The organism is Postechiella marina (assembly GCF_039538365.1).
GTDB classification, from domain to species: domain Bacteria; phylum Bacteroidota; class Bacteroidia; order Flavobacteriales; family Flavobacteriaceae; genus Postechiella; species Postechiella marina.
In genome coordinates this window covers 13,665-30,029 of the sequence record NZ_BAABCA010000001.1, presented here as the reverse complement: position 1 = coordinate 30,029, position 16,365 = coordinate 13,665, and the positions used below count along the sequence as shown (strand labels likewise).

5 protein-coding genes are annotated in these 16,365 nt (G+C 32.6%); 4 read left to right on the top strand and 1 reads right to left on the bottom strand.

Annotated elements, in window-relative coordinates:
• Positions 1 to 3: 3 nt before the first annotated feature.
• Positions 4 to 3,204: a SusC/RagA family TonB-linked outer membrane protein gene (locus tag ABD715_RS00060; RefSeq protein WP_344785697.1), complete on the bottom strand. Its 3,201-nt coding sequence runs from the start codon at positions 3,202 to 3,204 to the stop codon at positions 4 to 6.
• A 301-nt stretch (positions 3,205 to 3,505) separates the two neighbouring features.
• Here ABD715_RS00060 and lacZ point away from each other — a divergent pair, with 301 nt between their 5' ends.
• From lacZ to ABD715_RS00040, 4 genes are all read left to right on the top strand, one after another.
• Positions 3,506 to 6,760, top strand: coding sequence for a beta-galactosidase, LacZ type (gene lacZ, locus ABD715_RS00055; RefSeq protein WP_344785695.1), 3,255 nt, complete (start codon positions 3,506 to 3,508; stop codon positions 6,758 to 6,760).
• 105 nt (positions 6,761 to 6,865) lie between these two features.
• Positions 6,866 to 11,116 carry a two-component regulator propeller domain-containing protein gene (locus ABD715_RS00050; protein WP_344785693.1) on the top strand — a complete coding sequence of 1,417 codons (4,251 nt, stop codon included), beginning with the start codon at positions 6,866 to 6,868 and terminating at the stop codon, positions 11,114 to 11,116.
• A 306-nt stretch (positions 11,117 to 11,422) separates the two neighbouring features.
• On the top strand, positions 11,423 to 14,575 hold the full coding sequence (locus ABD715_RS00045) for a SusC/RagA family TonB-linked outer membrane protein (protein WP_344785692.1): 3,153 nt from the start codon (positions 11,423 to 11,425) through the stop codon (positions 14,573 to 14,575).
• Between the two features lie 12 nt (positions 14,576 to 14,587).
• The gene (locus ABD715_RS00040; protein ID WP_344785691.1) at positions 14,588 to 16,363 is read left to right on the top strand and encodes a RagB/SusD family nutrient uptake outer membrane protein; all 1,776 of its coding nucleotides are present in this window, start codon (positions 14,588 to 14,590) and stop codon (positions 16,361 to 16,363) included.
• The last annotated feature ends 2 nt before the right edge of the window (positions 16,364 to 16,365 follow it).

The following is a 16,365-nucleotide window of genomic DNA, read 5'->3' as shown; positions in this document are numbered from 1 at the left end:
TAATTAAAATTGAAGTTGGATACCTGCCTTGTATTGAGAAGAAACAGGATACTTTCCTTGATCAATACCACGAGTGCTTAAACCATTACCACCTACTTCAGGATCGAAACCTGTGTAATCTGTTATTGTTATTGGGTTCTGAGCTTGCACGTATAGTCTAAATTTAGTGATTCCCATACCTTTAACCAACTTTTTTGGTAAAGAATACCCTAACGATATGTTTCTTAATCTTATAAAATCACCATCTTCAAGAAAATAATCTGAAGCACCTCTGTAAGATTTAGTATTGTTACCATTATACCAAGGTATATCTGATCCTGTATTGTTCTCTGTCCAAGAATAAAACAAGTCTCTATGTGTACCAACTTGGTATGCGTAAGCTTTACTACCATTCATTACTTCTGCTCCAAAAGATCCATACCATTGCATGTTAAAATCGAAGCCTTTATAGTTTGCTGAGAAATTTAAACCAGCTTCCCAGTCTGCAGATCCGCTTCCTTGGTATACTTTATCGTTATCATCGATAGTACCATCGCCTGCATCTGCAATACCATCACCATCTGTATCAACAGTTAATTGATCAATGTAACGAAGTTCTCCCATTTTTGCACTTGGGTCTATTTCTTTATATGCAGTTAATTCTTCTTCTGTTTTTATAACACCATTAGTTTCTCTCAAGAAAAATGCAGCTGCTTCGTAACCTTCTGTAATAACACTTACTAACTCGTCTGTACCAGCATCAGAAATAAAACTTCTGTCTAGTCTAATAATAGGGTTATTTAAACTTGTTTGAGTTACTAAGTTGTTATTTGATGTATAGGTTCCAGCAATATTCCAGTTAAATCCATTTTTACCTTTATGTCTGTATTTAACACCGTACTCTACACCAGTATTCTCCATATTACCTACATTAAAAATGGTGTTTCTATATTGTCCAGAAACCCCTGTAGACGGTGGATTTACAACTTGGTATAATAAATCGCGTTTTTCACTTTTATAAACATCTGTTGTTACAGTAAGTTTGTTTTTAAAGAAACCCATATCGAAACCAAAATTCTGCTCTACATTAGTTTCCCAACCTAAAAGAGAATTTGCATACTCTAATTGCGTTGTACCTAAAGCTACTGTTCCAGGATCTGGGTTGTTAATATCTCCAGACGCATTATTACTACCAAAAATATAATCTCTACCTACCTCTACTACAGATTGGTTACTATAAGCAGGGAATCTATCATTTCCGTTTTGCCCAGAACTTAATCTCATTTTAAATGAGTTAACTGTCTTTTTTAAAGGCTCCCAAAATGGTTCGTCAGAGATATTCCACCCTAAAGACACAGACGGGAAATAACCTACTTGTAATCCTTTACTAAATTGAGAAGAACGGTCGCGTCTTACAATTACAGAAAGTAAGTATTTAGAGTCGTAGTTATACTGCAGCCTAGTATAAGCACCTTGTAAAGTTCTTGTGTAATCTTGTCCTCCAGACTCAACATCCCAAATTAACTCATAATTATCTAATACTGTTACTGCTGGGTTTAGGTTATTTCTAACCTCTACTAGGTAACGCTCGTTTGTAGATTTCTCGAAAGACCCACCTGCTAAAAGCGTAAAGTTATGGTCTCCAAACGATTTGGTGTATGTAGCAAAAACCTCTGATGTTAATTTAGAAGTTGTAATATCTGTTGTTCTATTAGATGTTATGTTAGCTGGGTTAGAAATTAATTCGCCTTCGGTATTATAAATATCGAACCTAGGCACAATTCTAACATCTTTTCTATCTGAATATGTTGCACCAAAACGACCTGTAATTTTTAAGTTTTTTGTGGCATCAAATTCAAATTGAATATTACCTGTATGACTATTTGTATTTCTTTGATCGTCTGTTTTTAATGTTCTTGCAGCATTAGCAAGTCTCCTTGCCTCATTAAGTTGCCAATCTTGCGTAGGATCTTCTAAACTTACTTCAGATATATTTGATAATGCATCTGTGTCTAAATCTATAGCTGGTTGAAACGTTCTATATTGGTATATTCTATTCATCATACCATTTACTGGAACTAATTTTAAATCTCTTCTAAGGGTTAAACCTGTTGTAACTTTCCATTTACCTGTTGTAAACTGAACGTTAGAACGAATGTTAAACCTTTTAAAGTCTGAATTGTAAAAAGATCCCTCTTGCCCAAAATAGTTAGCATTAAAGTTATAAGTTAAACCTTCTTTACCACCAGAAACATTTATAGAATGGTTTTGAATTGGTGCGTTATCATTTAAAAGCACACTACCTATATCTGTATCGTTAGTAAAATAACTTGAATTTCTGTGTATATCTCCATCAACACCACCTTGTATTTTATCAGAGTTTAAAGCGCCTCTTAATAAGTGAATATAGGTATACTCTTCTTTAGACATAGCGTCAAAATCAGAAGTAATATTTTGTATACCATACTCAGAATTTACACGAATATTCATTTGTCCAACCTTACCTTGTTTAGTTGTAATAAGGATAACACCAGAAGCACCACGAACACCATATATAGCTGTAGATGCAGCATCTTTTAAAACATCAATAGTTTCGATTTCACTAATACTTAACCCTGGATCGGTATCAAAAGGAATACCATCTACTACATATAAAGGCCCATTATTACCATCTAATAAAGAACTAAATCCACGAATTAAGATGTTAGCCTCTTCACCTGGTGCACCAGAACTAGATGTTACATTTACACCCGCTATTTGCCCTTGTAATGCAGTACCAATATCAGATGTTGTAGTTTTTTCTAAAACTTCTGCTTTTACTTGCCCTACAGCACCAGTAACCTCTCTTTTCTTTTGAGTACCATAACCAACAACTACAACCTCCTCTAAAGTAGAAAGGTCTTCTTTCATTGTTACATTAATTACGTTTTGATTTCCTACGGTAACCTCATCAGATTCGTAACCTAAATAGGTGAACTGAAGTATTTCTCCAACATTAGCCTTAATAACATAATTACCATCAAAATCGGTAATTGTTCCTCTTGCTGTACCTTTTACAATAACACTTGCTCCTGCTAAAGGTAGTCCGTCTCCGTCAACCACACCACTTACGGTTATGGATTGTGCTTGAATTGTATTAATTCCAAACAAACAAATTACAGCTATCATGGTAGCCCTAATTTGTTTCTTTTTGAAAAACCACTTTTCAAGAAATTTAATTTTCATATTCTTTATTATTTAATAGTTAGTGTTACAAATGTTAAATAAATCTAAAATAAAGGAGGTAACAAATGTTCTATATCAAAAACCATATGAGCCGATAGCGCTATTATTAAAGGTTTTAAGCAAAAAAAATTAGGAGCTAACAAAAAAACTTCCAAAATTTAAGATTTTAATAATTTAACATGGTTATCATATTTTATTCTTAATTACGATGGTAATTACACATTAGTGCTACTTAATAAAACATCTATGCTTTTTTTTATAAGTGTAATAATCGATTTTTGTTGAACAAAATAATTAAACAATGACCAGAAGTATTTTTTCAATTTTCCTTTTTATTTCACTTTCTACTTTCTCTCAACAAAATGATTGGGAAAACCCTTTAGTGAATCAAATAAATAAATTACCTGCAAAAGCTACATTTTACAGTTTTGAAACCGAAGAACTAGCTATTAAAAATATTAGAGAAGCTTCGAAATTTTACAAATCTTTAAATGGAGATTGGAAATTTAATTGGGTACCTAAACCAGATGATGCTATTAATGATTTTTATAAAAATGAATTTAACGCTTCTAATTGGAAAACAATAGAAGTCCCTTCTAACTGGGAAATGCAAGGTTACGGTATTCCTATTTATACTAACTCCACTTATCCTTTTTTTAGCGATTTCCCTAAAATAAACCATAACGACAATCCTGTTGGGCAATATATAAAAACATTTACTGTTGATGAATCTTGGAACGAAAAAGATATTATACTTCATTTTGGAGGTGTGTCTTCTGCATTTTATGTTTGGATAAATGGTAATTTTGTAGGTTATAGTGAAGATACACGCTTACCTTCTGAATTTGACGTAACAAAACACATAAAAAAAGGAGAAAATAAAATAGCTGTAAAAGTTTACAGATGGGCCGATGGCAGCTATCTAGAGGCACAAGACCATTGGAGACTAAGCGGTATAGAGCGCGAAGTATTTTTGCAAGCTGTACCTAAAGTAAGATTATCTGATTTTACTATTAGAACAGAATTAGATGATAATTACCAAAACGCACTTTTACAAATAAGGCCAGAATTTATAGCCAATGTAAAAGACAAGTACATTAAAAAAGTTGGTTATTTTGGCACCAACCCTTTAAAAACCAATTATGATGATTGGACGCTAACCACCAAATTACTAAACGAAAACAATAATACAGTTGGAGAGCCAAAAACCATGAAATTAAAAACATTTTTTGGCGAAAACTATCCGCAACGTGATAATGTTGCTTTTGCAATGATAGAAACCGAAGTTAAGGCACCTAAAAAGTGGTCTGCAGATTCTCCTAACCTTTATACCTTATTATTTTCTTTAAAAGACAATAAAGGCAATATAATTGAGCATATAACAACCAAAGTTGGTTTTAGAGAGCTAAAAATAGACGATCGTGGACGCTTTTTAGTAAACGGAAATCCTGTAAAAATGATTGGAGTTAATAGACACGATCATGATATGAAAAAAGGCAAAGCCTTATCTAGAGAAGATTTAGAAGCAGATGTTAAGCTAATAAAACAGTTTAACTTTAACGCGGTAAGAACATCGCACTACCCTAACGACCCGTACTTTTATGATTTATGTGACCAATACGGAATTTACGTTATGGATGAAGCTAATTTAGAATCGCATGGCACTCGCGGTCAATTATCCAATGTACCAGAATGGGGAAGCGCTTATTTAGAACGTGCTATTAGAATGGTAGAACGCGATAAAAACCACCCAAGCATTGTATTTTGGTCTTTAGGTAACGAGTCTGGAACAGGCCCAAATCACGCAGCCATGGCTGGGTGGATAAAAGATTTTGACCCTACACGCTATATTCATTACGAAGGCGCTCAAGGTCAGCCTACTCATAAAGACTATAAGAAAAATTATTTTTCGCCTGGAGGCGCAAATCCTTCTGATAAGAAATATGTAGATATGATTAGTAGAATGTATCCGCAGGCTAAAGAATTACAAAACCTAATAGACATAACCAGCTTTGACACTAGACCTGTACTTATGTGCGAATATGCACACTCTATGGGAAATGCCCTAGGTAACATGAAAGCTTATTGGGATGTTATTTACAAAAACGATAGAGCACTTGGAGGTTATATTTGGGATTGGATAGATCAAGGTTTACTTACTAAAACAAAAGATGGAGAAGAATACCTAGCCTATGGTGGCGATTTTGGAGATAAGCCTAACGATAATAGCTTTTGCTTAAATGGTATTATTGCTGCAAATAGAACTCCTAAACCAGAAATTTACGAATGTAAAAAAGTAAATCAGCCTGCTGTTATTACAGAAATTAATTCGCTTAATGGTGAATTTGAAATATTAAACAGACATCATGCTTCAAATTTATCAAAATATAATTTGACTTGGTATATATCAGAAAATGGAAAAATTATTCAAACAGGAGATATAGTTAGTTTAAATACGAATCCTTATCAAAAGGAAAAAATTAAAATAGACATTAAAAAACCCAAATTAAAGGCAAACAGCGAATATCTTATTACAATTCAAGGTAAATTAAAAAACAATACACCTTGGGCAAACAAAGGTTATGTTGTTTTTGAAGAGCAATTTAAACTGCCTTATAAAACGCCTAGTTTAAAAACAAAATCTATAAAAACTTCTGAAATTGAAATAACTGAAAATTCTAACTACATTATAGCAAAAAATAAGTTGTTTTCTATTAAAGTAGATAAAACAAAGGGAGTTATAACAAATTTTGAATCTAAAGGTATTAATTTAATTAAATCTCCACTTACTCTTAACTTTTGGAGAGCAGAAACCGAAGCTGATTTGGCTTATAGAAAGTCTAAAAAACAAGAAAATGAAAGAGCTTGGTTGGATGCTTCAAAAAACTTTAAAACATCTAGTGTATCAATTAAAGATTTAGAACCTAGTAAAAAACAAATTATAGTTAAAGGAAGTATTAATACACCTAAAACCAACATTACCTTAACTTATACTATTTTAGGTAATGGACAATTAAAGGTAGACTATAAAGCCTCTATAAACAAAGACGCACCAAATATCCCTAAAATAGGTATGTCTTTCGATATTGATAACCAATTTTATAATGTAGAATATTTTGGAAAAGGTCCTCAAGCAAATTATTCAGACAGAAGCACAGGCGCTAAAATAGGTATTTATTCTGGTGATGCTAATACCATGAATTACGAATACATTGTGCCTCAAGAATTTGGAAACCACATGGAAACAAGATGGTTTAGTTTAAAAAATACGTCGGGCAAAGGTGTATTAATTAAAGGAGAACAGCCTCTTAATTTTAGTATTTCTCCTTATGCTTTAAATAACTTAAACGAAGCTAGACACACCTACGAACTTAATAAAAGAAATACGTTAACAGTAAACATAGACTTAATACAAATGGGTGTTGGAGGAGATAACACATGGTCTTTTAGAGCAGAGCCACTAAACAAGTATTTAGTTAAACCTGGAGATTTTAAATATACTTTTTATATCTTACCTCTAAACGCTAAAATTACCCCTAGTGAGGTTAAATTTTAACAAAATTTAGAGTTTTTTTTATATTTTACTAATCATTATAATTTAAAGGCGTGTATTATTATATTTGTTATAATAATACACGCCTTTAAATAATTTTTTCGTTTTATGCTAAAAGTAAAACTATTTGTTTTTTTTCTCATTTGTGTTTTTAACAGCCATAGCCAAAATGCTGTAGGTTTCGAACATTTATCGACAGAAAACGGTTTATCTCAAAATGATGTAAACACTATATACCAAGACGAATTGGGCTATATGTGGTTTGGAACTCATGATGGATTAAATAGATACGATGGGTATAAATTCACGGTTTTTAAGCCAGAACCCAATAACCCTAAAAGCATATCTAGTATTTTAGTTTGGGATATTGCTCCTAATAAAGGTGGCGATTTTTGGGTAGCAACAACTGGGCAAGGTCTTAATTACTACCACAGTAGCACCGAAAATTTCACAAGATTTAAACACAACAAAGAAGATTCTAGTAGTTTGGCTAGCGATCATGTTTCTAGCATTTTTAAAGATTCTAAAAACAGATTATGGATTGGTACCAATCAAGGCATAGATGTTATAGACACCACAAAACCTTTAGACTCTGTAACGTTTAAACATTTAGAAATAAAAATACCAAATTATTTAAGCAAAGAATCGACAAACTACTATTGCATTTTCGAAGATAGTAATAATCAAATTTGGGCTGGTGGTAACCAAGGGCTTTTTAAATTAACAAAAAACCAAAAAGGAGAAGACTTTTTTAAACTAGTAAACCATTTAATTGGCTTACCAAACATGCCCGTAAGAAGCTTAGCCGAAGATAATTTAAACCGACTTATAATTGGTTCTGGAGGTGGGTTATATTCTTATTATCCTTATGGTATTGCACAAAGAGTAAGATGGCTTTCTGGTGGTTTTTTCAAGAAAATAATAACAGATAACAACTACATATGGGGAGCAAAAACAGATGGACTTCTCTATTATAAAACAGGAAAAAGAAAAGATCCTCCTGTTTTAATTAACAATTTTAGATACAACCCTAACAACCCTGCAACAAGTTTAAGTAATAACTTAGTTTCATCCTTATACCAAGACCGTAGTGGTATTGTTTGGGTTGGTGTAGATGGCGGAGGCGTTAATAAGTTTAACCCCGAAATTAAACAGTTTAAGCTTATTCAAAAAACAGGAGCTCCCAATAGTTTAACAGGTAATAATATTCGAACCATTTTTGAAGACAGTAATAAAACCTTATGGATTGGTACTGAAGGTAATGGTTTAAACATGCAAAGGTATGGAGAAAACGAAAACCACTTTACTAGTATAGGGTCTTCTCAATTTGCATTCGACTTAAGCGAAATAACTATTGCAGGCAAAAAAAAGTTGCTTATAGGTTCCCAAGGGTCTATAGGCTTATTTGAATTGGATATTACCGACCCTAAAAAAGAATTTACAAACAAAGATGTTAAGCAATTATCTAACATAAGCTCTAGCGTTTTTTCTGTTTTAACAGATTCTTCAAAAAATATTTGGATAGGAACCTATAATTCTGGTGTTCACAGATGGTTAGCGACAGATGTGCCTGGAGAGTATAAAAAAGACAACCTTTTTTATAACATTCATCAAAAAAATAGTATCTCCAACGATATTATTAGAGACATTATTGAAGATGAGCAAGGTAATATATGGTTTGCTACAGCCAAAGGTCTTAGCAAATTACCAAAAGATGAAATAAATAAAAAAAACCCACAGTTTATTGTTTATAAAAATAATCCTGATGATGCGTTTAGCTTAAGCTATGATTATATTTTAACCGTTTTCCAAAGTAAAAGTGGCGATATCTGGCTAGGTACCTTTGGTGGAGGACTAAACAAACTAGTTACTACAAAAGATAATAAAGTTAAGTTTATTTCTTTTTCAGAAAAACAAGGGTTACCTAATAATGTTGTAAAATCTATACTAGAAGACAATCATGGTAATTTATGGCTATCAACCAATAAAGGATTATCTAAATTTAATATAGAAGATAAAACCTTTAAAAATTACGATGTAAATGATGGCTTACAAAGTCATGAATTTGGAGAAGTTGCAGCTTTTAAGAGAAAAAATGGAGAAATGCTCTTTGGTGGTGTAAATGGTTTTAATAAGTTTTTTCCTGAGAAAATTAAAGACAATTCTACCCTACCAGAAACTGTAATAACCAATTTTTCTATATTTAATAAACCTGTAGGCATTGGTAAAGAAATAGGAAACCGAGTTATATTAAAACAATCTATTAATAATACTAAAAAAATAGATTTAAAATATAAAGAAAACAGCTTCTCTTTTGAGTTTGCTAGCTTACATTATGCGGCGCCAAGCAAAAACCAATTTGCATACAAGTTAGAAGGCTTTGACAAAGACTGGATTTACACAAAAGCAGACATGCGTTTTGCTACATATACAAACTTAGAGTCTGGTTTATATACCCTAAAAGTTAAAGCATCTAACAATGATGGCATTTGGGACGAAACTCCAGTAGAGTTGCAAATTAATGTAACACCTCCTTTTTACAGAACCAATTTAGCTATACTAATATATATCATGCTTTTTATTATGGGGCTTTTTGCTTTTAGACGTTTTACAATAATAGGCTCTTCTAAAAAGCACAAATTAGAATTGGATGTATTAGAAAAGGGACAACAAGAACAGATACAACAACTTAAATTAGAGTTTTTTACTAATATTTCGCATGAATTTAGAACTCCGCTAACACTTATAAAAGGCCCAATAGAATACTTGTTAAAAAAAGGACCAAATGTAAAGCCCGAAAAAGCAAAAGAACAATATCAACTCATGCTTAAAAACACAGACTATCTTTTAAGACTTGTAAATCAACTCTTAGATTATAGAAAAATGGATAAAGGCAAAATGGAGCTAACTGTTAGCCAAACTAATATTGTTGAGTTTATTCGAGAAATAGGAGAACCATTTCAGTTTTTAAGTAGCAAAAATAATATTAACTTCAATATAAAATCTGAAGCAGAACTTATTACAACTTGGATAGACCCAGATGCCATAGAGAAAGTGATTAACAACCTACTCTCAAATGCTTTTAAATTTACACCAAAAGGAGGTTCTATTAGCCTAAATATTTTTAGAGGTCAAAATTTTGAAGTCCCTGATGGTTTTAAAACTAAAATAGATAAAGCAAATTATACCATAATACAAGTAAAAGATACGGGAAAAGGTATACCTAAAAACAAATTAGACCTTATTTTCGAACGCTTTTATAGCGAAAAAGGCTCAAAAAAATCTAAATACGAAGGCTCTGGTATTGGTTTATCTTTTGCAAAAAAGTTAATAGAATTACACCAAGGAAGCATAGACGTTGTAAGTAACGCTACAGATGGGTCTAACTTTATTATTTGGATACCTAGATATAAAGAAACCTACGAAAACATTAACGGTATAGGCTTTAGAGATGCTACCGAAACATATGCTCATTTAAATCAATTAAACGAAGACTCACATGCTATTGGTTTAATAGATGAAATTGTAGAAAAAAACATTTCTAAAACAAGATCTAAATTACCTGCTTTACTTATTGTAGATGATAGTGCAGATATAAGACTTATTATAAGAAATGGTTTAGAAGATTTATATGATATTTATGAAGCCGAAAACGGAGAACGCGGTTTTGAGCTTGCCAAAAAGATATTACCTAATGTTATATTAACAGATGTATTAATGCCTGTAATGGGAGGTATCGAATTTTGCGACAAACTTAAAAATGCGCAAGAAACAAGTCATATTCCTGTAGTAATGCTAACAGCAAAAATATCTCAAGAATGGGAAATAGAAGGTCTAAAAACAGGAGCTGATGCTTACATAAGAAAGCCTTTTAACATGGAAGTTTTAGAGCTTAAACTTAATAACATTGTTAAGCAAAGAGATAAGCTAAGAAAACGTTTTAATAGAGAGATTACACTACAGCCTAAAGAAATTACAGTAACCTCTGTAGACGAAACCTTTTTGAAAAAAGCTATTGAAATCGTTGAAAAACATATGATGAACACAGAGTTTAGTGTAGAGTTTCTTGTAAAAGAAATGAATTTAAGTAGAAGTAACCTATACCTTAAACTAAAAGAATTAACAGGATTAACTTCTGGAGAATTTATAAGAAACATTAGATTAAAGAGAGCTGTACAACTATTAAAAAACAGCGATTTATCTGTTAAAGAAATTATGTATATGACAGGTTTTAACACAGCATCATATTTTTCTAAATGTTTTAAAAAGCAATTTGGAGTTATACCAAGTAAGTTTATTCGCAATGAAGAATCATCTTCGAAAGAAGAAGATCAAGAAGAAAAAAACAAGCCTAAATAATTATATTTAGCCCTTAAACAACCACCATATTATAAAAAAACCTCTTAAATTTAAAAGGTTTTTTTATAATATTTACCGTACTCTAATCCAACTAATAAAAACTAAAACAACTAATACGATTCTTACTAGACCGAGACTTGACATTAAAAATAAAATACTAAAAATCAAGCATTTAATAAACCAAAACCAAGTCAACCCTTATTAAATTTATACGATTGTTTTAGTTTTTTACACCTCAGTTTCCCTAGAAAACTTGAAATATATTCATATTTGTAACCTATAAACTAATTTAAAACTAAAATGAATATGAAAATCAAATTACTTGAAAGGGTGCGATTTAAAAAGTCGCAACTCAAGTTGTGCTTCTTTGCATTAATATGCATAATTAGCACAAACGTCGTTCAAGCCCAATCTGCTACAATAAGTGGTGTAGTATCTGGAGGAGAAGGCGAGCCTTTAGCTGGAGCTAGTATAATAGTTAAAGGAACTGCAACTGGAGCGGTAACAGATTTTGACGGTAATTTTTTGCTTTCAGCAAAACCTCAAGATGTACTTGTTTTTAGTTATTTAGGTTATGTTACCAAAGAAGTTACTGTTGGTAGCCAAACTTTAATTAACGTTTCTTTAAAAGAAGATTTATCTACACTAGACGAAGTTGTAGTAGTTGGATACGGAACACAAACTAAAAAAGAAATAACTGGGGCTGTAGCACAAGTTAAAGCAGAAGATATTATGAATACTGCAACGTCTGATTTAGGTTCTGCCTTACAAGGACAAATAGCAGGTGTTTCTGTTACATCTAGTTCTGGAGAGCCAGGTTCTGAAGCGAATGTGCAAATTCGTGGTTTAACCTCTGTTTTTGGTGCTAACTCACCATTATATGTGGTAGATGGTATTCCTTTTGAAAGCGATCCTAAATTAAGTATCTCAGAAATTGAAACCGTAGATGTACTTAAAGATGCTGCTTCTACAGCTATTTATGGTACTAGAGGTGCTGCTGGTGTAATTTTAATTACAACTAAAAAAGGTAAAATTGGCCAAATGAAGGTTAATATTAATAGCTACTATGGTATTCAAAGCATTACTTCTGGAACACCTTTAATGGAATCTGAAGATAGATGGTATAGCCAATTTTTATTATCGTATGCACAACAAGGAAGAGTTTTTGGTAACACATGGACTACTATAGAGCGTGCAGCTCATCAATTAGCAAACAATAACAGTTTAGAAGACGTTGTACAAAATGACAATGCCCCTATACAAAATCACAGTTTAAATGTATCTGGTGGTAAAGACGGATTAGCATACAACATTACTGCAAACTTTTTTAACCAAGAAGGAGCTATAATTAAATCTGGTTTAGAGCGTTTTAACGTAAGATCTAACACAACATACTCAAAAGGAAAATGGGATATTAAAACAGGGATTTCGTTTAGAATGGAAGATCGTGAATATTCTCCTTGGGGTTTAACAAAAGAAATTATAAGGTTTGATGCTTACCAAACAGCAATAGACCCTAGTATAGAAGAAACTACAGAAAGTGGTGATGGATCTGGAGCAGCTAATATATCTTATTTAGGGTATAGATTACTACAAACAGATAATGCTCAAAACGATTATTTTGATGGTAGCTTAAGTTTAACTTACAATTTTAATAAAAATTTAAAATTTACATCTAGAGGGTCTGTAAGTAGAAACAATGGTACTAGAATAAGAATAAATCCAAAGTTTACTGCTTACGATTGGGAAGGTAATGAAGTTCCATCACAACAAAGAGCTCAAATATATAATGAAAGTAATTTATCTAAAAAGAAAACTTTAGAAAACATTTTAACTTATAAAAAGAGTTTTGGAGACCATAACTTTACTTTAACAGGGGTTTATTCTGCTGAGGAGTATTCGTATTCTCAGTTTTTCGCAAGACGTTACGATTTATTCGACAACGACATAACAGTTTTAAACAACGCATTAGAAGACCCTGAAGCTGGTTCTGGAAATAACCGTTGGACGCAAGATAGAGTAAATACTCTTATAGGTATGTTAGGTAGAGTACAATACAACTATCAAGGTAAATACTTATTTAGTGGTAGTATACGTAGAGATGGATCTTCAAGATTTAGAAAAGATCCTTGGGGTATTTTCCCTTCTTTTTCTCTTGGATGGAATGTGTCAGACGAAGATTTCTGGCAACAATTAAAAGGAACTGTATCTTCTTTCAAAATTAGAGCAAGTCATGGTACTACAGGTAACCAAGGTATTCAAGATTATAGCTACCAACCTACTATTGTTCTAGAAAACGATTACCTTTTTGGTAACGGAGACGATAGCTTAATTAATGGAGCTATTCAAGAAGGCTTTGCCAACGAAGATGTTAAATGGGAAACTTCTGTTTCAACTAACTTTGGATATGATTTAGCATTTTTCAACAATAAATTAACTTTTACTTCAGATATTTATAGAACAAATAAAAGAGATATGCTATTCTCTGTACTACTCCCTCCTACTGTTGGTGGTGGCACAGGCCAAAATGCAGAAGTAGTATTAAACGTTGGAGACATGGTTAATCAAGGTGTAGAATTAGCTGCTAATTACCGTCATAAAGGTAAATGGTCATGGAATGCTGGTGTAACTTTTACAAAAAATGAAAACACTATAACTAAAATGGCAGATACTAATAAGTTAATCTATTTTGATGATAGTACAATTTCTGGAACATCTAACGATAGAGATGCTGTTTCTGTTTTAGCAGAAGGAATGGAAGCTGGTGCATTTATGCTTATAAAAACTAACGGAGTTATTCAAACTGATGCTGAATTAGCTGAATACTTAGAAGAATTCCCTAACAGTAATGCTAGATTAGGAGATTTAAGACTAGTAGATGCTTTAACAGTTGATACAGACAACGATGGTGTAGCTGATGCAGGAGATGGTGTTATAGATATAAATGACAGACAATACTCTGGTAGCGGTACTCCAGAATTCGAAATGGGTTTCAACTTTAATACATGGTATAAAGGTGTAGACTTTTCTATGCAATGGTATGCTTCTGTTGGAGGAGAAATTATGAATGGAAATAAAGCTTATGCTTACCAAGAAGGTAATCACCAAGATTTAGTTTACCAATGGTCTCCACAAAACCCTACATCTCAAATACCTGTATTTAGAGGCTCTACGACAGATAATAATGTTAGAGGTAGAAATGATTATTGGTTAGAAGATGGTACTTTTGCTAGACTTCGTAACATTACTTTAGGTTACACAATTCCTAAACGTAAAATTGAAAAAATAGGTTTATCTAAATTACGTTTTTATGTAACTGGACAAAACATTTTGACCCTTACCAAATACGACGGATTTGATCCAGAAGTTGGTAATAATGGTTTAAGTACTAGAGGTATTGATAAAGGTACTTACCCTATTAGTTCTCAAATAAGAGCAGGTTTCCAACTTCAATTCTAAAAAAAAAAGATTATGAAAAAAATATTGAATAATAAAATCGTTCTAATCATGGCCTTTTGCTTAGCTATGGTAGGATGTAAAGACGATTTTCTTGAACAAGATAATCCAAACAATATATCTCCAGCTACATTCTGGAACGATATACAAGACCTTAGGTATGGAATAATAGCGGTTTACGACGCCTACTCTAACCCTAATAATTATAGATTAGTAGATGAGTTAGCTCGTTCAGACTATGCTTGGGCTAATGGTTACCAAAGACCAAATAATACAAATATATACTACCAACAAACATTTAACGAGGCGAGCACAGCTGTTGTAGAAAAATGGTCTAGTCTATATACTACTATTTTTAGAGCTAATCAAGTTATTGCTGCTGCAGAAAAATTAGCAGGAACTTATGGTAATGAAGACTCAGAGCAAGAGAACACCGAGATTTTAGCACAAGCTAGATTTTTAAGAGGATTTGCTTACTTTAATCTTCATAACCATTATAACGGTGGTTCTGTTCCATTATGGTCAGAAGTTCCTACTTCAGAAACTGGGTATTACAAACCGGTAAATACATCTGAAGAAATCCTAACATTTTATCGAGACGATCTAGAATACGCTGCTTCTAACCTGCCTGCAACATGGGTTGATGGAAACAACGAATCTCAAGTAGGTAGAGTAACCTCTGGTGCTGCTGTAGCATTATTAGGTCAATCATATTTATATGAAGGAAACTTTCCTACTGCTGCAACATATTTAAAACGAGTAATTGATGATTATGGATATTCTTTAACACCAAACATAGGCAGTAACTTTACTACTATGGATGAGTTAAACGAAGAATCTATTTTAGAAATAGTTTATACATTATCAAGACTAGATGGAAAATCTTCTGCTTCAAATGCTAATATAAATCAACTACTTACTGGAGGCTCTGGAACATGGTTTGGTGGTGTAGTTGCAAACTGGTTAATTCAAGAGTATAGAAACGATCCTTTAGATTATTCTGATAATAGAAACAAAATTACTTTAGAAGACGGTACAGAAGCATTTAGAAAATATAGCTTGAGAACTTCATGGTCTGTAGCAATAGCTGATGACGATGATATGACATACTACGGAGCACCTAAAACAGGTTTAGGAGCTAGTTTTAATGTAAAAATGACTTGTTTTTGGAGAAAGCACACCAACTGGGACCTTGCAGGCTCTGAAAGAGAAGTTGAAGGTACAGATGGTACAACAATTTCTGGTGTAAACGAAAGATTGTTACGTTTAGGAGAAATATACTTAAACTATGCTGAGACTCAAATAGAAATGGGAGACATCGACGAAGCTTTACTATATATAAATAAAGTAAGAAGACGTTCTGCATTACAATTATTAGGACCTGTTGGTTCTGGAGAATACCCAACAAACGACCATGATAACGTAAGCTATAATGCAACAAATTTAACCGAGCATTTAAGACATGTTGAATACCCATTAGAATTATCTTGCGAGGGTCCTGGTGGAGATAGAAATATAGATCTTAGAAGATGGGGCATTAAAAAGCAACGTTTTCAAGAGTTAGCTGCTAGAAAATACACAGGAACTTCATTTCAAATAGAAAATGAAGAAGGAACCTTAATTTGGAAGTGGGGAGCGCTTTGTGATGAAATAGATCCTGCATCTCCTAATGATGATACACCAGACTGGGATGAATTCCAAGAAGCAGCAGTTAACTATAATGAGTCAGAGCACGCATATTGGCCAATACCAAATAGCGAAGTAATTGCTAACCCAGATTTGTATAAATAAAA

Coding starts and splice junctions, on each gene's coding strand:
- ABD715_RS00040 (WP_344785691.1), top strand. CDS start 14,588: ATGAAAAAAATATTGAATAATAAAATCGTTCTAATCATGGCCTTTTGC.
- ABD715_RS00060 (WP_344785697.1), bottom strand. CDS start 3,204: ATGAAAATTAAATTTCTTGAAAAGTGGTTTTTCAAAAAGAAACAAATT.
- ABD715_RS00045 (WP_344785692.1), top strand. CDS start 11,423: ATGAAAATCAAATTACTTGAAAGGGTGCGATTTAAAAAGTCGCAACTC.
- lacZ (WP_344785695.1), top strand. CDS start 3,506: ATGACCAGAAGTATTTTTTCAATTTTCCTTTTTATTTCACTTTCTACT.
- ABD715_RS00050 (WP_344785693.1), top strand. CDS start 6,866: ATGCTAAAAGTAAAACTATTTGTTTTTTTTCTCATTTGTGTTTTTAAC.